Below are 16,550 nucleotides of genomic sequence, written 5' to 3'. Positions count from 1 at the left end.
ATCGAGGTCTCAACCTAATCCGCGGCAGTCCACCCGGGGTGCGGTGTTCGCCGGGGCCTCTGCGTGAACACCACCGCGCCGGTAGCCTCGATCGGGGTATTCATCGAACGACGAGGAGCACGTCATGAGTCGTCCAGTTCGTATCGGAGTTCAGCTGCAGCCGCAGCACGCGCCCGAGTACGGGCTCATCCGCGACGCGGTTCTGCGCGCCGAAGACGTGGGTGTCGACATCGTGTTCAACTGGGATCACTTCTTTCCGCTCACCGGCGACCCGGACGGCGCGCACTTCGAGTGCTGGACGATGCTTGGCGCCTGGGCCGAGCAGACCGAGCGTGTCGAAATCGGCGCGCTGGTCACCGGTGGCGGCTACCGCAATCCGGACCTGCTCGCCGATATGGCGCGCACTGTCGACCACATCAGCGGCGGTCGGCTGGTACTCGGTATCGGGGCGGGTTGGTTCCAGAGGGACTATGACGAGTACGGCTACGAGTTCGGTACGCCGGGCAGCAGGCTCACCCTGCTGAAGGACAATCTGGTCCGGCTCACCGCCCGCCTGCGGAAGCTGAACCCCCCGCCGACTCGCGAGATCCCGATCCTGATCGGCGGCGGCGGCGAGAAGAAGACGCTGCGGCTGGTCGCCGAGTACGCCGACATCTGGCACACCTTCGCCGACCTGGACGCGCTCGCGCACAAGAACAAGGTGCTCGCCGAGCACTGCGCCGCCGTCGGCACCGACCAGGGGCGTATCGAACGCTCCGTGCAGTGGCCGGGCGCGGCGAAGGCGCCGGAGTTCGTGGCGGCGGGCGTGACGACGTTCACCATCGGAGTGAGCGGACCGGACTACGACCTGAGCGAGGTCGAGCGCGCTGTCCGCTGGCGCGACGAGGTCAACCCGGAGCCGGTCAGGGGGCTGGCCTGAGCCGGATCGCCGGTCGGCGGACGCACATCGGCGCGGAGTTCGAATCAGGGTGATTCGAACTATCGACCGCCGTGCGCGCCGAGGGTTCTCACGCCGTAGTCATTCGGCTAGCCGAGGATCAACAGGTTCATCCGGCTAGGGTTCCAGCATGGCTCGTCTGCCCGCTGTGCGGTCTCGTTCGTTGATCGCCCTGATATTGCTTGCTGTCGGTCTCAGCGTCACGGCCTGCGGTTCCGGCTCCGATGACGCGTCCACGGAGCGCAACCTGTGCGCCCCGCCCGGCCTGGCCGCCGCATCGGCCGCCCCGACCAACCTGGCCTCGTCGGAAGCCGCGGGCAGCGACCGCTACACCACCGCCACGACCGCGCCGCTGCCATCGATCGATGTCACCAAGCTCGGGTTGATCACCCCGGGCAAGCTCAGCGTCGGGACCCTGTCGGACGCACCGCCGAGTATCTGCGTCAACAGACAGGGGACGTTCACCGGCTTCGACAACGAGCTGTTGAAGGCGATCGCCGCCAAGCTCGGCCTGCAGGTGGAATTCTCGGGTACCGAGTTCGCCGGACTGCTCGCCCAGGTGTCCGGCGGCCGCTTCGACGTCGGCTCGTCGAACATCACCACCACCGACGCGCGCCGCAGGTTGGTCGGCTTCACCAACGGCTACGACTTCGGCTACTTCTCCCTCGTTGTGCCGAACGGCGGTGCGGTCAAAGGTTTTTCGGACCTCAATCGCAGCACCAGGATCGCCGTCGTACAGGGCACCGTCCAGGACGAGTTCGTGGTGAACCAGCTGCACCTGGACCCGGTGAAGTTCCCGGATTACAACACCGCCTACGCCAACCTGAAGTCCGGCCAGGTGGACGCCTGGGTCGCGCCATCCGCGCAGGCGGAGGGCGCGATCGCGCCGGGTGACGGAACGTCGGTATCGCAGAACACCTTCAGCCTGGACAATTTCGTCGGCTGGGCGGTCGCCAAGAACAACCAGCCGCTGATCGACGCGCTCAACAGCGGCCTGGACGCGGTGATCGCCGACGGTACCTACGCCAGGCTCTACAGCGACTGGGTACCGCGCCAGCTGCCGCCGGGCTGGAAGCCGGGATCCAAGGCAGCACCGCCGCCACAGCTGCCGGACTTCGCCGCGCTCGCCGCCGGAAAACAGCAGGGTGACACTGCGCAGAACGCGCCGAAATTCACGGTGCGTCAGTTGAAGGACACGTTCTTCGACTGGTCGTTGTACCGCAAGGCTTTTCCCGATCTGTTGAAGACCGGGCTGCCGAATACTCTGATCCTCGCGGTGGTTTCGGGTGGGCTCGGCACCGTCCTCGGCATGCTGCTCGCGGTCGCGGGTATTTCCCGGACCCGCTGGTTGCGCTGGCCCGCCCGGGTTTACACCGACATCTTCCGTGGTCTGCCCGCCGTGGTGATCATCCTGCTGATCGGCCTCGGCATCGGTCCGGTGGCGCGCAACGTCACCGGGAACAACCCGTACTGGCTCGGCGCCGTCGCGCTCGCGCTGCTCGCCTCGGCCTACATCGGCGAGATCTTCCGCTCCGGCATCCAATCGGTCGAGGCCGGTCAGCTGGAGGCGGCGCGCGCGATCGGGTTCGGCTACCGGCAGTCGATGACGCTTGTGGTGATCCCGCAGGGCGTGCGCCGGGTGCTGCCTGCGCTGATGAACCAGTTCATCGCGCTGATCAAGGATTCCTCGCTGATCTACTTCCTCGGTCTGCTCGCCACCCAGCGCGAGCTGTTCGCGGTGGGCCGAGATCTCAACGCGCAGACCGGAAATCTCTCGCCGCTGGTGGCCGCGGGCCTGGTCTACCTGCTGCTGACCGTCCCGCTCACCCATCTGGTGAACTACATCGACCGCCGTATGCGCACCGGACGCCCCGACCGGCCCATCGACCCGGTCGAGGCGGCCACGATCACGGAAGGGCGCGGATAGATGAGTGCCTCCCTCACCGGTACCGGATTGCACCTGACGCTCGGGCACAACCATGTGCTGCGCGGCATCGACATCCATGTCGACGCGGGCAAGACCGTCACCGTCATCGGACCGTCCGGCTCCGGCAAGTCGACCCTGTTGCGCGTGCTGAACCGGCTGCACGAGCCGGACCAGGGCGACGTGCTGCTGGACGGCGAGTCCGTGCTCACCGAAGACCCGGACAAGCTGCGTCAGCGCATCGGCATGGTGTTCCAGCATTTCAACCTGTTTCCGCACAAGACTGTGGCGGAGAACGTCGCGCTCGGGCCACGCAAGCTGCGCGGCCTGTCCAAGGACGCGGCGCGGGCACTCGCGGTCGAGCAGTTGGAGATCGTCGGGTTGGCCGAGAAGGCAGACAGCAGACCGGCCAACCTCTCCGGCGGCCAACAGCAGCGCGTCGCCATCGCGCGGGCGCTGGCCATGAAGCCGGAGATCATGTTCTTCGACGAGGCCACCTCGGCGCTGGACCCTGAGCTGGTCAAGGGCGTGCTCGCCCTGATGGCCGACCTCGCCTCCGGCGGTATGTCGATGATCGTGGTGACGCACGAGATGGGCTTCGCCCGCACGGTCTCCGACAGCGTGGTGTTCATGGACGAGGGACAGGTTGTCGAGACCGGTTCGCCGGACGCACTGTTCGACGCCGCGCAGACGTCGCGGTTGCAGCGGTTCCTCTCCCAGGTGCTCTGAATCGCGTCCCTTCCCGCTCAGCCAGCACATCGCTGGCTACCTGCATAGATGCGCACCTGGTAATGTGTCATGAGTCACGTACCCAGCTCTCCGAGCAAGGAAAGAGGGGAAGTCTGATGGCCACAGCACACGTAGAGCACACCGGTCATGACCACAAGCACGGCCCGGACTGCGGTCACACGGCGGTCCAGCACGGAGACCATGTCGACTATGCCCACGAAGGCCACCTGCATCGTGAACACGAGGGTCACTACGACGAGTGCGAGCCGTCCGGGCATTCCGAACACGCCGACCACCCGCACCAGCACGGGCCCAACTGCGGCCACGACGCGGTCCAGCACGGCGATCATGTGGACTACCTGCACGACGGCCACCGCCACGCGCCCCATGACGGGCACTACGACGAGCACTGACTGTCGGTATCCGGCCCTAGAGTCGGGCGGGTGATCGAACAACTCGAGCTTCAGACCGCGGCGGGGACGTTCGACGCGTTGGCCGCCGGAGCGCCCGGCGGCCGGGAAGTGCTGCTGCTGCACGGATTCCCTGAGGCCGCGGTCGAGTGGGAGTTCCAGCTCGACGCGCTCGGCGGAGGGGGATGCCACGCCGTGGCGCCCGACCAGCGCGGGTATTCGCCAAGGGTGCGGCCGGAGCGGACCGCCGAGTATCGGCTCGAGGAATTGGTCGGCGATGTCGTGGCGATCGCCGACCGGCTGGGGTGGGAGCGGTTCGATCTGATCGGCCACGACTGCGGAGCCCTGGTGGGATGGGCGGTTGCGGACCGGATGCCGGGTCGGGTCCGCACGCTCAGTGCGGTGTCGCATCCGCATCCCACCGCGCTCGAGCAGGCCATGGCCGAGGACGAGGACCAGGCGCAGCGGGCGCACCATCTGAGGACGCTGCGCCAGCCTCGCACGGCCGAGCGGATCCTCCTCGCGGACGACAGCGCCCGCCTGCGCGGGATCTTCGAATGGAAGGTGTCCGAGGAGCGCGTCGCGGACTATGTGCGCCGCCTGGGGCTGCCTGGGGCGCTTACCGCGGCGCTCAACTGGTACCGCGCGATGCCTCTCGCGGGCCCGACCGGCCCGGTGAGCGTTCCCACCCTCTATGTGTGGGGCACCGAGGATGTGACGGTAGGGTCCACTGCAGCGCTGGCCACGCAGAAATATGTGTCGGGGCCGTACCGCTTCGAGATGCTCGAGGACGTCTCGCACTGGGTACCCGAGGAGGCGCCGGAGGCCCTGACCCGACTGCTCATGCAACACTTGCTCGCCCATCGCGCATAGATGTGCAGGTCATGGTGCTAATCCGGGCGTTTCCCTGACGCGACGCCCGACCAGGGTGAAAGCTGGACTCGGTCCGACGCACCCGAGCGAGGTGAAGAACATGGACGTCCAGGAAATCAACCGAAGAACCATCGCTCAGTTCCGGGCGGGTGGCGACATCGAGGGCATGCACCGCGACCGCTTGATCCTGCTGACCACGACGGGCCGCCGATCCGGCGCTGCGCACACCACCCCGATGATGTTCCATCACGACGGCGACCGCTTGTTGATCGTCGCGTCCAACGTTGGCGCCCCAACCCACCCCGACTGGTACCTGAACCTGGAGAAAGACCGCCGTGTCACAGTCGAGGTGGGTGAGGGAGCCTACGCGGCGCTGGCCACCCCGCTCGCTGGCGAAGACCGCGCACGCACCTGGGCCATGCTCGAGCAGACCTACCCGTTCTTCGCCGAGCACGCGATGTGCACCGCCCGCATCATCCCGGTGGTAGCCCTCACTCGAGCATGACCGGGCACATCCGCCCCGCCTCCAGCGCCAAATGTGTAACATGTTGAACATGAGTACACACAGTCTGCGGGATTTGCGGATGCAGCTCGGCGCCATCGTCCGTGAAGTGGCCGCGAGCGGTGAAGAAGCGATCATCACCGACAGTGGCACCGAGGTCGGGGTGATCATCTCGATGGCCGACTACGAGCGGCTGCACGAACATGCCGACCTCGTCGATGCGCTCCGGCTCCGCGACATCCGCGCCGAGCAGTACTCGACCATGTCGATGTCGGAGATGCTCGACGCGCTGGGGATCGACCCGGCGTCTGTGCTCGCCTCGTGAAAATCGCGTTCCACCCCAACGTCCTGAAACAACTGCAGAAACTGCCCCGCGATGTCCTGGAGGCAGCGCTGCACGCGATCATCGATCTGCCCGGGAACCCGCGTCCGGCGGGTGCGAAGAAGCTGGTCGGCAGCCATGACGACTGGCGGGTCCGCATCGGGCAGTACCGCATCGTGTACGAGATCGATGACGGCGAGCAGGTCATCACGATCTTCACCGTGGCAAAGCGCTCCGACGCCTATCGGTGACGCTGCGACCGCCGCCGCACGCTACGCGCACACGGTCGCGAACGCCGACCAGAGCACCGGCGAGTGCTCGATCCTGCCCTCGTCGCGCCAGGCGGCCAGCCGCGCGCGTTGCCACTCGGCGAGGGCGGTCACTGGGTCGGGCTGTTCGTGCGCGGTGTCGATGGCGCAGATGGCCTGTTGGAGCGGGTGGGCGTCGGGAGGTGCGCCCGCGATACGCTGGAAGGCCAGATCGGTCGGCAGCGCCCACCTGCTCGCGGTAACCAACTCGGCGCCGCCGTTGATCATGGCGGCGGTCAGGCCGAGCGCTTCGCTGAAACGCAGGTCGCCGCCACTCTCGCACGCGATCAGCGCCACCCGGCTCGGTATCGGCCAAAGTGCCGGCCCGGCAACGGGTTCCGGGTCGAGCGTGTGCGTGCCGAGCAGGAGGTCCTTGGCCGACAGCGGCCGGTGTGTGCGGGTAGGTACGGCGAAGCCGACGGCATCGGCCGTGCAGGCCAAGTGAAGTTCGGCGTCCTCGCTCCGGCCGCATTCCGGCACCGCCGCAGTGACATGACCGACGTAGATCAGGCGGCTGGCGCCGTCGCTCAGGGCGGCGCCGAGCCAGGCACGGTCGAGATCGGTGCGCCGGAAGAGCTGGACCGGGTCCTGCGTCGCGGGCCGCAGCCGACCGGCCGCGGCATAGCCGGCCATCTGTTGCGCGAGTGGGGTGTGCGCGGTCATCCTGCCCAGCACCGAGCCGAGCGTCGAGTCGGCGCGAAACCCGGGGATCCGCGGATCGAGGACCGCGACGACCGGACCCGCGTGCGTTTGCGACCAGCGGCGCGCGACCCTGGCCGGTGCCTGCACGATGCCCGCGGGGGCGAGGAGACTGACGTCCGCGATGTCGATCAGCCGAATGTCGCGGTCCGGCGCGATCAGCTCCCACGGCACCTGGGCGACTCGGGGCGACGGTTGCAGCCGGATGTGCGGCCGTACGCCGCGCTGAAACAGCTCGTAGAGCTGAGCAGCGAGGCCGTAGGGCAGCAGAGCACGGGAAAGAGCCTGTGCGACAAGGTACTCGTTCTCGTAATTGGCGAAAGCACCCGTGGTCAGTGCGCATTCCAGGCCGCCGGAGTCGGCGGGCCGCGGAAGCGCGTCGGCCAGCATGCCCACGGCTCGCATGGCCGCTTCTTCGGGCAGCACGCCCGCGCCCCGCGGCGCGCTGTCGGCGACCCACCGCCACGACACGTACACGTCCCCTGCGTCCGCCATGCGGACGAACACCGTCGGCTGCGTCATACCGTCAGCACCCGATCGTCCCGGATCACGCGACCGTAGCGTCGTTCCGCGGCGACAATGAACGGCGCCAGCGCGATACGGCCCTCCGCGGCCAGCGCCAGGCGCGGGGGCGGCGCAACCGGCAGGCCCGCGCTCGCCGCGACACCGGCGAGGGCGGCGCCGAGCTGAAGTGCGGCGCTGCCCGGATGATCGCCGACATCCTCCGGCGGATCGAGCAATTCGTAGGGAAGCCGGACCGAGTGGTCGCGCTGGGAGCGATCGATGTTCAAGGTGGTTCCCGCGCACTGCGTTTCGATCAGGTCGGCAAGTAGCAGGCCGTTGCCCGACAGATGGGCGAAGCGGAACGCCAACCGCATGGCGGGATCGGCGATCCGGCGGTTCCACTGCTCGCGCTGGCTGCCGTTCGGCAGGGTATAGCGCACGGCGTCGATGGCCAGCGCGGCGGGAACGACAAGTTGCACTGCCTGCGTGAGCATTTCGGTGGTCGGCGACTCCGTCGCGGCGATGGCGCCCTCGAGTAGCGTCGCGTGCCAGAAATCGAGCTGGGCGCAGTGCAGGCCGAGGCCGCGCTCGGCGTAGGCCGCGAACGCCGCGGCGAGCAGTTCCTCGCACTCGGCAAGACGGCCGGTCTTGAAGGCGACCGTGGACAGGCGCATGTGGAGGTCGGCAGCGTCGAGCACGGCGCCGGACTCGACGAAATACGCCAGGCTCCGGCGATAGAAGTCCTGCGCCACCTCGAGGTCGCCGCGGCCCTCCGCGAGGAATCCCATGGTCTCGAGCCCGACTCCGGCCCGATAGCCGAGCCCGGCACGCTCGAAATACTCCTGACTGGACCGCAGTGGCTGTTCCGCTTCGTCGTACCGCTCGCCGCGAACCAGCATGGTAGCGAGATTCTGCTCGGTCTCGGCGACGGCGTTGCGGTCGCCTGCCACCTCGAACGCGGCCAGTGCCTGCCGCGCGAAGTCGACGGCCAGGTCGCGGCGCCCGGTCTCGAAGTAGGTTGCTGCGAGATTCACCAGCGGGTGCCCGGCCAGTTGCGGCGCGAAACGCATTGCCGCATCGAGCGATTCGGTGCCAAGCTCCGCGGCGTAGGCCCAGTTCTGACCATGCAGTGCGACCGCGGTCAGGGAAAGCAGACACGCCACGCGCAGCACGCCGAGGTCCGTGTCGGTGTTGTCCGCAAGCAGTGCCCGCGCCTGCTCCAGCGCCGCCTGCGCCGCGTCGAGTTCGCCGAGGTGCTGCAATGCTTGCGACATATTGACCAGTGCGTTCGGCCGCAATCGCGGCGCGTCCTGTGGCATTTCGGCCAGCGCCGAGCGGTACAGGGCGAGGGAGGCGGCGTGGTCCCCGAGTTCGTCGGCCATGCTCGCCGCGTTGATGATCGCGCCGAGCCGGACCTCGCCCGTGGTCTTACTCGCGGCGTCCTCGAAAAGTCGTTTGGCCGCTGCCGCATCTCCGCGGGTGTATGCCTCGCCGCCCGCCGCCAGCAGTTCGCGACCGTCGTCCGGAGTCTCGTCGGCCATGTCAGAAATCCGAATCCGAAGCGGCGGCGGCGATTTCAGCGAGCAGTGGAGCATCGACGGGATTGTCGGGAGCGTCGGCCGTGCGGCGCAGCCGCGCCGTGACCAGCTCGCGCACCTGCTCGCGACGCGTGGCGGCGTCCGGCTCCGGCTCGTCCACGCCGACACCGGGCACGTAGATGTCCACGGTCACGCCCGATTGCGCACCTGCCGGGGCTGTTGTCGAGGCGTTCCAGACTTCGCCATCGCGAGTCAGGGGTACTTCGGCGGCGTCGGTGGCGGTCCGGACCACAGCGCGCGGATGCAGGTGCGGCGGCGTATCCGTGGGCGAGAGCGGCGCGGCGACCGCGTGTACTCGCACGATCGTGCTGCCGGCCTCGCGCACCACCGCCCAGGACACCGCGTGCTCGGAGGCATCGAGCAGGCCGGGCGGGCATCGGCGCCAGTTCCACCCGCCGGTTCCGCTGGCCAGTACCAGTTCGCCATGCGCGGCGGTCGCGAGTCCGGCGGCCAACGCGTAGTCCTCAGCCCGCGCCGGAACATCGGCGACCTCGCGCTCCTCGACCAACGGCGCGTCCGCACCGTCGACGATCAGCTCGCATTCCTCGCTCAACGCGGCGATCTCGTCCGCGAGCAGCTGGGCGTCGAGCGGCGCGATGCCGTCCAGGGTCGACGCGGGCCACCAGCGCGCCGCCCAGTGGGCGTAGCCGAGCCGCCATGCGCGCGCCGCGAGTTCCGGCAGTGCGGGCGCGGCGGTGAATTCCTTTTCGCCCCCGGTGAATTCGTCCAGTGCGAGGGCCACCTCCGCGCCGAACACGGCCCAGATCCAGTCCTGCGCGAGCGTACGGTCGTCGATCACCGCCGCCGGTGTCACCTGTCCGCCGAGCAGGCTCCAGGCCAGGTGCCCGCCCGTCACCTCGAGCACCAGCACGTCGATTCCGGGCGCGCTGTCCAGCACCGTCGGCGCACCGTCGGCCGCGATGATCCACAGGCCGTCTCGATGCCGGATGCGTACGGTCGCGCTCATCAGCTCGCCCTCGATTCCGCCGCCTCCGGTTCACCGGTGCCCGCCCGCACGCTGAGCGCCTGTTTGACCCGCGTTCGATGGTCCAGAATGACCGAGCGCGCCACGCCGTCGAGCAGATCCCACAGTTCGTCCGGATCGTAGATCGCGAACTCCCGGACATCCCTGCCGTGCAGACGAACCCACAGCCGGCGCAGGTACGGGCGCCATGGCGTGGTCAGCTCGGCGGCGATGGCCGCGAGCGGTCCGGCAGGGGCTCCGGCATCGTCCGCTGACACCACCAGCCGTCGCGCCTGCAGTACGTAGGCCTCCCGCTGCCAGCGACTGTTGACCACCTGATGCGCTGCGGTGCCCGACTCGGTTTCGGCCAGGTGCAGATGCCGGTCGTTCGAAAGCCGCTGTCGCCGACGATCGATCGGCACCAGACCGATAGCCAGCTTCATCCCCACCGTCGCCGCGACGCGCAGCGACTCGTCGAACAGTGCCCACGGTGCACAGCTCCTGGCGACCTCGGCGGCGACCAGCTCCGGGATCGGCGGCAATTCGGCGCGGTCGCTGGATGCCTGCAGGACGGAGAACACACGCTCGTAGACGGTGCGGTCGAACGGCAGTCCCAACGTGGATTTCGAGGCGGAGGCGCCGATCGCGGGCTGTCGCGGCACCGGATGCGCGGTGAGGCCGAGCTTCCCTGCCGAGTGCCTGGATTCGATCTGCCACAACCGAATTCCCGCGTGCGTTCCGGCATACGTGGCGACGAGACCGTCCAGCGCGGGCTGCCCGTCGCCCGCGTCTCGGCCGAGTCGCGCGGCGGCGCAGGCATTCAGCAGGTCACGCACCTGCGCCGCATGGTTGCCGCTCGCGGGGCCGGTCGACGGCCGCCGCCGCCACGCGATGTCGAGCAGCTCGGTCAGCTCCCGCTCCCGCGTGTGGTCGGTCAGGTAGGTCTTCAGCGCCTGCGTGGTGCGGCCCGCGGCGTACTCGTGGACATCGCGCAGCGTGGCCTCCGCGACGGCACGCGCCCGCGCCGGGTCCGGCATCCCGGAGGTGGTCGCCAGCTCGAAGCAGCGCTGGAAGTACAGATCCTGCGGATGCCCCTCGGTGATCCGCAACGCCCGCCGGACCTGCTTGAGCACCGTGAACCAGGCCGCCGTGGCGCGTAGCACGTCGGCCGCCGCCTGAACACGCGCCTCCAGCAGCACAGCACCGTCGGCCGTGAGGACGGCGCCCGCGCACAACGGATGCTGCACGGGGCGGATCACCAGCGGGTCGAGCACGAGCTTCACGGTGCGACGCAATGGGCCGCCGTGCGGGCCACTGAGCGGTTCGACACCCTCGATCCTGCGCCACACCTCGTCGAGCACCATGGCGCGCGGTCGTCGCATTCGAATATTTTGCAGCGCCTGCGGCGCTGCGTGTTCGCGGCCCCCTCTTGACTCGCGAACGGGCAATGCTCGGTCTCGATTCGCTCGGAAGTAGGGGTTGGGCCGATGTGTTGCGGGGACGCACCTGCGGCATCTGGATGTGCGCTGCCGGTAGGACCGCGCAAAACCTGGGATCGGTAGGGCGCGAACCGTTCCTACGTTTTTCGTATCGGCTCCACACAGCGGGCCGGACGAAAGACCGGGGCGCCGCCCCACGAACCACAAGGACAGATCATGAACGCCACTTCGGTCCGCATCTCCGCTCTCGCTCTCGCTGCGTCCGCCGCCGTCGCACTCTTCGTCACCGGATGCAGCGACGACTCCGGCAGCTCCCCCGCCGCGCCCGCGCCCTCCTCGGCAAAGCCGGGGCCGGCGGGTCCGGCAGGCAAGTCGATCGCTTCGGTGGACGGCAAGGTCTTCGATGCGAAGTTCGATACCACCTGCGCCAAGCAGGGCGGGACGCTGGCGCTCGCGCTGACCGACACCGAAAATGGCGCGTACGGCAACCTTTCGGTGAGCGCGACCATCACCGACGCGGACACGGTGCAGGCTGTCGCGATCGCGGGCAGCAAGGGCGGCGACAACGGACTGCCCTACGCGGTCGGCTTCGGCAACGGCATGCCGGGCGGCTCGGCGAAGGTCGTGAAGGACGGCAACACCTACAAGGTCACCGGCGAGGGCGTCGGTGGCCCCGATCTGGCCAACCCGCTTGCCGGCCCGAAGTCGTCGAAGTTCGACATCACCTTCGCCTGCTCGACCATCGTCGGCGCCTGATCCATCGTCTGTCCCACCTTGCTCCGCTCCGTCATCCCGGTCGCTTCGCCGGGATGACGGGGCGCGGCCGACCCGTACACACCGAACTACCGAGGAACATCATGAAAAAGATCCGGTTACTCGTCTTGGCCCTCGCGGCCCTGATGGTCGGCTACTACGTCTATCACGCCGTGACCTACGTCCCGACGAGCAAATACGAACCCGCCGGGATGGGCTGGCTCGGCTTCGAGATGGCATTGCCGATCCTGGCGTTGACCCTGATCCCGCTGGTCTTCGCGTTCACAGGAGAAGGCATCGCCGCCGCGTTCACCGGCCACAACAGTGCGCGTTTCCGCGACGGCCCGACCGGCCTCGGCACTGTCGAATCGTTCGCGCAGACCGGGCTGACGCTCAACGATCAGCCGCAGGTCCGCATCGAATTCAGTGTCGAGGGCGCGGACGGCAAGGTCTTCCATTCCAGCGCCAAGACGATCGTGCCGCTCACCCAGCTCGCGCTGCTGCGGCCCGGCGTGGTGCTTCCGGTGCGCTACCTGCCGGATCGGACCGACAAGGTCGAGGTCGATCTGTCCGGCGACGCGTCCGCGGCGCAGCGCGCGATGAACGAGTCGCTGATCTGCAAGGGCATCACCACCCGGCACAAGCTCGACATCGCCGAGCGCGGAATCGCCACCCAGGCGGTGGTGCAGTCGCTGTCGGTCACCGGCACGATTCGCGACGGACACTCCGAAGTCGAGCTCGGTCTGGTGGTCACCCGGCCGGACGGGTCGGCCTTCGCTACCCGGGTGACGAAGTTCCTCGCACCGGGCAATGTCGGACAGGTGCAGGTCGGGCGCATCCTGCAGGCGCGTTATCTGCCCGACAACGAGAGCGAGGTTGTCATCGTCCTTCCGGCCAATGCCTGAGGGCGCAGCCGGACGAAGTTCGTCCGCGGCCCCGCGCCGGGCACGCTGTATGTCGCAAAGCTCAGCGGAGATCACGCGGACAAGATCGACGGCACCGGAATCAAGCCGTCCTTCGGTCGCGGTGGTGTGGAAGAAGCACGGCGGTCGAGTCGGCGTCTGAAAACCGGTCGGCATGCACCCGGAATCGTATTACTCGAGTTCCATGGTGCTCAGGTTTCCGGCCCGGCCGCAATCTGTCGAGTAGTGACCATCGTCGGCTGGCCTGCCATTTCGGTCAGCCGGCGTTTTTGGAAATCCCGCGGAGTTTCGCCATATCGTGCTTTGAATGCCGTGGAAAACCACGTGTTGGTGAAGCCACAGCGCGCCGCGACCTCACCGATGGACAGTGCCTGCGGGCCGGGTTGCGACAGCATGTCACGGGCGGCGTGCAGTGCCGCGTCCTGCCGTATCTCCCGATAAGTGGTGCCTGTCTGCTGCAAGGCGAACTGTAACTGGCGGGGTGACCAGCCGAGCATGTGTGCCACCGCCGGTAACCGAATGTCGCCGACGCCCACGTTCTCTCGCACGAACCGTCTGACGGCCGCAGCCGTTTCGGCCAGGTGGGCCTGCTGGGGTGACATATCCCCCATCGACATCATGCACAGCAGCTCACCGATCCGGTCGCAGATCGCATCGAATTCCCGCGCGGAGAGTGTGGCTTGCTCGGCATGTGTTTCGGTGATCATGCTCCGCACGACTCGGCCGAGACCGGACTCCATATTGAGCACCGTTCGCGGCGGCCCGGCGGAGGACAACCGTCGATCAACCTCTTCACGCGGTATCCGGAACGCGTAAGCGACAGAGCGGGGCATGCGCAGCTGCCACGTCTGATCCAGTCGCATCAGCAACGCGCGACGGGGCGGGATCGGCGTAGCGGTGTCGTCCTCCTGAAAAGTGAACGCCCCCTGATGCGGGAGAACCATCCAGTAGAAGCTATCGGGTCCTCTGCGGACGTGCGACGAAGTGCGGGAGACGAGCTGATCTGCATACTGTTCGGTCTGTAGCAAGGTGTATGCGGCTGTTTCCTGAACCGTCAGGCGGACACGCACGCTGAGCGGGTCACGATACCGATGATCCATTGGGACGAAGTTGTCGCTGATCGTGTTCCAGGTGTCTGCGCCGTCCACGGTCAGCTCGGAATACTGCACTGTCACACCTCGATCGCATGTAGGACGATGCCCGCTGCCCCCAAAGCCACGGCACGCGGCAGTACCTACCTACTGTCGCTGATTCTCGTTGTTGGGGAGACAGGCGAACGATCGGGGGATTCAGCAAGCGGCCAGTTGCGATGACTGGTCGTCATCGCAACATGCGGTGGCATGAGGCACCGGGCAGCCTCGAGGGTTCGAGTGATCACCCAGCTGGATCCAGGAGTACCGGCAAGGTGAGAGGTCCGCAGGTGATGATCTGCGGACTGTATGGAATCAGCGCAGGATCACAGCCGAGAGTCAACCGCGGGAATCGGTTGAACAATGTCGACAATGCAATTCGGCTCTCCAGTCGTGCGAGCGGCGCGCCGAGGCAGAAGTGCGGTCCGTGTCCGAAAGCCAACTGGTCGCGGTGGTCGCGGGAGATGTCGAAAACGTCGGCATTCTGGTGCCGCTCTGGATCCCGCCCCACACCGGCGTCCCACCCGACAATGGCGCCTGCGGGAATATCGACCCCGGCTATACGGACATCCCGCAGTGCGTACCGGTTGAACATGGTGCACGCCGACGAGCGAAAACGAAGGGTCTCCTCCACAACGTCTTTCCATCGGTCCTGGGCGCGAGCTTCGGCAAGTTGCTCGGGATGGGTGCACAGCGCGATGATCGCGTTGCCCAGCAGATGCACAGTCGTCTCGTGCCCGGCGATGATTACCAACCAGAGCATGTCGACCAGCTCGTTGTCGGTCAGTCCGTCCTCGACATTGGCTTGTAGCAGAGCCGATGTCAGGTCCTCACCAGGTGTGTGTCGTTTCCGATCGAGCAACTCGGTCAGGTAGCCGATTATGCCCTGCATAGCTGCCTGCATTTGGTCGCCGGTGCTGGTCTGCGACACAAATGTGGTGGCCCAGCTCCGGATCTGCGGTTGTTCGCTCGGCGCTACTCCGAACAGCTCGCAGATCACTCGCACCGGCAGTGGCGTCGTGTAACCCGGAACGAGGTCGATTTCGTCGGGCCCGTCGGGAAGGGCGTCGATCAGTTCGGAGGCGATCTGCTGGATTCGCGGTTCGAGCGCGGCCACTCTGCCTGGGCTGAACGCCCGGCTGATCGTCTTGCGCATCCGCCGGTGGTCTTCACCGTCCTTGTTGAGCATATGGTCGATGTCGGTCAGCGCGCGCAGTGGCCAATCGGCCGCGATGGTGCCGTCGTGGAGCGCGGGACAGTTCTTCGCGTTCTTGCTGAACAGCGTGCCGTCGCCGGCGAGGACTTCGCTCACTGCTCGGTGGCTCACTGCCATCCAGGCTGCGACGTTTCCCGGGAGTTCGATCTCGACGATCGGACCGCGGCGGCGGATCCGCTCATAGGTGTCGAACACTGACTCCCCAGCGGTGGGCAACTGGATCACGGACTCGGTCATGCTGTCTCCCATAACGCGATCGGCCATTCGCACGCGACCATGTCGCGCGCCGGACAAGTGTGAACCGCCGACGCTGCCTGGGTAGCTCGAACCGAGATCCTCTGCGTAACAACGTAACTTCTTTGCGCAACAACCGAATTGACTCCGGTCCGGACCTCTTGCTCCGCTTTCGCGGATGCCGTCGCGGAGTTCGCGCGACGGCTACGTCTGGCATCGCGCCATGGGACACGCGCCGGACACCGCAATCGCGGATCCGGCCGTCCGCCGATGTTCGCGCGTGGGTCTCCGCCGCCGGTGTCGAGCCCGACGACGAACTCCGCGCCGAACTAAGGCAACGTCAGCCGTGGGGACCGCGCCTTCTGCCGACGGGGTGAACCGACGAACCCCCAGAAATCTCCTCTGTGGGTTCGGTCTGCACTTCAATCAGCAATTACGGGCGGTCGGACTCGCCATCACGCACGCCGGCGATGAAATTTGCACCCGGCGCAGCTGGTTACCCGACGCCACGCTGGTCGCTGACGGCTTTCCCGGCCTAGGCGGCCTGGGCGGGAATCCTTGCGCAATCGCTCGGTCGTCGCCGATCGGCTCGCGACCGTCGCCGACGTCGTGCGCAGAAGCTATCCGGAAACCGATGTCACCGTCTTGGTAAATAATCTCTACACCAGTGAAGTCATCAGAATATTCGAAGCTACTTGATATCATCACACCAGAATTATTCCCTGCACGCTCGGCCGGCATCCGGAACAAGGTCCGTCGCATTCTTCGATGGAAACCTGAATTGTCAATGCGCCAGGTAATCTCGTATACATTGACCAGCATCAGTCGCCACGCGCAACCGCTGGCGACACGACTGTCACCGCGGTCAGCACTCCCGGGTTATTCCCCCGGCCGTTCCCGCCACCTTGTGGCACCTTCGAGCTTGGTTAGCAACTGTTCGGCCAATGGCTAACAACTCATCCGTGCCAACCGCGGCTAGAACTCGCCTACTTGGGCAAAGATGTTGTCGCATAACGAATTACAACCACTTCATGCGCGTTCTCGACGTGTATCCGCTCGAATTTTTCCTCACCGAATTCGTGCGA

General features: G+C 66.9%; 16 protein-coding genes. 10 read left to right on the top strand and 6 right to left on the bottom strand.

The annotated features are described in order from the left end of the window. Positions 1 to 124 precede the first annotated feature (124 nt). The 8 genes from AB4Z47_RS14680 (at position 125) to AB4Z47_RS14645 (ending at position 5,948) form a co-directional block, all read left to right on the top strand. The gene (locus AB4Z47_RS14680; RefSeq protein WP_441951157.1) at positions 125 to 919 is read left to right on the top strand and encodes an LLM class F420-dependent oxidoreductase; all 795 of its coding nucleotides are present in this window, start codon (positions 125 to 127) and stop codon (positions 917 to 919) included. Between the two features lie 148 nt (positions 920 to 1,067). Continuing rightward, positions 1,068 to 2,864 (top strand): ABC transporter substrate-binding protein/permease, encoded by a 1,797-nt coding sequence (locus tag AB4Z47_RS14675; protein WP_441951156.1) that lies wholly within the window; start codon positions 1,068 to 1,070, stop codon positions 2,862 to 2,864. Beyond that, entirely contained in the window at positions 2,865 to 3,590 is a 726-nt protein-coding gene (locus AB4Z47_RS14670; protein ID WP_441951154.1) for an amino acid ABC transporter ATP-binding protein, read from the top strand. A 116-nt stretch (positions 3,591 to 3,706) separates the two neighbouring features. Continuing rightward, positions 3,707 to 4,003, top strand: coding sequence for a hypothetical protein (locus tag AB4Z47_RS14665; RefSeq protein ID WP_441951152.1), 297 nt, complete (start codon positions 3,707 to 3,709; stop codon positions 4,001 to 4,003). A 30-nt stretch (positions 4,004 to 4,033) separates the two neighbouring features. Further along, entirely contained in the window at positions 4,034 to 4,873 is an 840-nt protein-coding gene (locus AB4Z47_RS14660) for an alpha/beta fold hydrolase (RefSeq protein WP_441951151.1), read from the top strand. Between the two features lie 100 nt (positions 4,874 to 4,973). After that, on the top strand, positions 4,974 to 5,378 hold the full coding sequence (locus tag AB4Z47_RS14655) for a nitroreductase/quinone reductase family protein (RefSeq protein ID WP_441951149.1): 405 nt from the start codon (positions 4,974 to 4,976) through the stop codon (positions 5,376 to 5,378). Positions 5,379 to 5,427: 49 nt separating this feature from the next. Next, a complete protein-coding gene (locus tag AB4Z47_RS14650; RefSeq protein WP_441951147.1) occupies positions 5,428 to 5,700 on the top strand; it encodes a type II toxin-antitoxin system Phd/YefM family antitoxin in 273 nt (90 codons plus the stop codon). After that, complete coding sequence (locus AB4Z47_RS14645; RefSeq protein WP_441951145.1) at positions 5,697 to 5,948, top strand: type II toxin-antitoxin system RelE family toxin; 252 nt, start codon at positions 5,697 to 5,699, stop codon at positions 5,946 to 5,948. Before AB4Z47_RS14650 ends, AB4Z47_RS14645 begins: the two co-directional genes overlap by 4 nt. A gap of 21 nt (positions 5,949 to 5,969) precedes the next feature. Here the strand turns inward: AB4Z47_RS14645 and AB4Z47_RS14640 are convergent, their stop codons facing one another. From AB4Z47_RS14640 to AB4Z47_RS14625, 4 genes are read right to left on the bottom strand one after another with little or no spacing between them, the layout of a single operon-like run. Next, on the bottom strand, positions 5,970 to 7,226 hold the full coding sequence (locus tag AB4Z47_RS14640; RefSeq protein WP_441951144.1) for a CHAT domain-containing protein: 1,257 nt from the start codon (positions 7,224 to 7,226) through the stop codon (positions 5,970 to 5,972). Further along, complete coding sequence (locus AB4Z47_RS14635) at positions 7,223 to 8,749, bottom strand: tetratricopeptide repeat protein (protein ID WP_441951142.1); 1,527 nt, start codon at positions 8,747 to 8,749, stop codon at positions 7,223 to 7,225. Before AB4Z47_RS14635 ends, AB4Z47_RS14640 begins: the two co-directional genes overlap by 4 nt. Before the next feature lies 1 nt (position 8,750). After that, a complete protein-coding gene (locus tag AB4Z47_RS14630) occupies positions 8,751 to 9,773 on the bottom strand; it encodes a hypothetical protein (RefSeq protein WP_441951141.1) in 1,023 nt (340 codons plus the stop codon). After that, positions 9,773 to 11,134, bottom strand: a complete 1,362-nt coding sequence (locus tag AB4Z47_RS14625) for a hypothetical protein (RefSeq protein WP_441951238.1) — start codon at positions 11,132 to 11,134, stop codon at positions 9,773 to 9,775. Before AB4Z47_RS14625 ends, AB4Z47_RS14630 begins: the two co-directional genes overlap by 1 nt. Positions 11,135 to 11,425: 291 nt before the next feature. Between AB4Z47_RS14625 and AB4Z47_RS14620 the strand changes: the two genes are divergently transcribed. After that, on the top strand, positions 11,426 to 11,965 hold the full coding sequence (locus tag AB4Z47_RS14620; RefSeq protein ID WP_441951139.1) for a lipoprotein LpqH: 540 nt from the start codon (positions 11,426 to 11,428) through the stop codon (positions 11,963 to 11,965). A 101-nt stretch (positions 11,966 to 12,066) separates the two neighbouring features. Next, on the top strand, positions 12,067 to 12,867 hold the full coding sequence (locus tag AB4Z47_RS14615; protein ID WP_441951138.1) for a hypothetical protein: 801 nt from the start codon (positions 12,067 to 12,069) through the stop codon (positions 12,865 to 12,867). Between the two features lie 209 nt (positions 12,868 to 13,076). On the opposite strand, the gene AB4Z47_RS14610 is transcribed toward AB4Z47_RS14615, so the two are convergent. Further along, the gene (locus AB4Z47_RS14610) at positions 13,077 to 14,060 is read right to left on the bottom strand and encodes a helix-turn-helix transcriptional regulator (RefSeq protein WP_441951136.1); all 984 of its coding nucleotides are present in this window, start codon (positions 14,058 to 14,060) and stop codon (positions 13,077 to 13,079) included. Positions 14,061 to 14,259: 199 nt separating this feature from the next. After that, positions 14,260 to 15,468, bottom strand: a complete 1,209-nt coding sequence (locus tag AB4Z47_RS14605) for a cytochrome P450 family protein (protein ID WP_441951134.1) — start codon at positions 15,466 to 15,468, stop codon at positions 14,260 to 14,262. Positions 15,469 to 16,550: the final 1,082 nt, after the last annotated feature.

Source organism: Nocardia sp. 2TAF39 (genome assembly GCF_052114905.1).
Taxonomy (GTDB): domain Bacteria; phylum Actinomycetota; class Actinomycetes; order Mycobacteriales; family Mycobacteriaceae; genus Nocardia.
This window is presented reverse-complemented; position numbering and strand designations above follow the sequence as displayed.

Excerpts from the sequence above, each read along its gene's own strand:
- AB4Z47_RS14620 (WP_441951139.1), top strand. The coding sequence starts at position 11,426 with ATGAACGCCACTTCGGTCCGCATCTCCGCTCTCGCTCTCGCTGCGTCC.
- AB4Z47_RS14670 (WP_441951154.1), top strand. The coding sequence starts at position 2,865 with ATGAGTGCCTCCCTCACCGGTACCGGATTGCACCTGACGCTCGGGCAC.
- AB4Z47_RS14630 (WP_441951141.1), bottom strand. The coding sequence starts at position 9,773 with ATGAGCGCGACCGTACGCATCCGGCATCGAGACGGCCTGTGGATCATC.
- AB4Z47_RS14605 (WP_441951134.1), bottom strand. The coding sequence starts at position 15,468 with ATGACCGAGTCCGTGATCCAGTTGCCCACCGCTGGGGAGTCAGTGTTC.
- AB4Z47_RS14675 (WP_441951156.1), top strand. The coding sequence starts at position 1,068 with ATGGCTCGTCTGCCCGCTGTGCGGTCTCGTTCGTTGATCGCCCTGATA.
- AB4Z47_RS14680 (WP_441951157.1), top strand. The coding sequence starts at position 125 with ATGAGTCGTCCAGTTCGTATCGGAGTTCAGCTGCAGCCGCAGCACGCG.
- AB4Z47_RS14625 (WP_441951238.1), bottom strand. The coding sequence starts at position 11,134 with ATGGTGCTCGACGAGGTGTGGCGCAGGATCGAGGGTGTCGAACCGCTC.
- AB4Z47_RS14650 (WP_441951147.1), top strand. The coding sequence starts at position 5,428 with ATGAGTACACACAGTCTGCGGGATTTGCGGATGCAGCTCGGCGCCATC.
- AB4Z47_RS14665 (WP_441951152.1), top strand. The coding sequence starts at position 3,707 with ATGGCCACAGCACACGTAGAGCACACCGGTCATGACCACAAGCACGGC.
- AB4Z47_RS14640 (WP_441951144.1), bottom strand. The coding sequence starts at position 7,226 with ATGACGCAGCCGACGGTGTTCGTCCGCATGGCGGACGCAGGGGACGTG.
- AB4Z47_RS14635 (WP_441951142.1), bottom strand. The coding sequence starts at position 8,749 with ATGGCCGACGAGACTCCGGACGACGGTCGCGAACTGCTGGCGGCGGGC.
- AB4Z47_RS14615 (WP_441951138.1), top strand. The coding sequence starts at position 12,067 with ATGAAAAAGATCCGGTTACTCGTCTTGGCCCTCGCGGCCCTGATGGTC.
- AB4Z47_RS14655 (WP_441951149.1), top strand. The coding sequence starts at position 4,974 with ATGGACGTCCAGGAAATCAACCGAAGAACCATCGCTCAGTTCCGGGCG.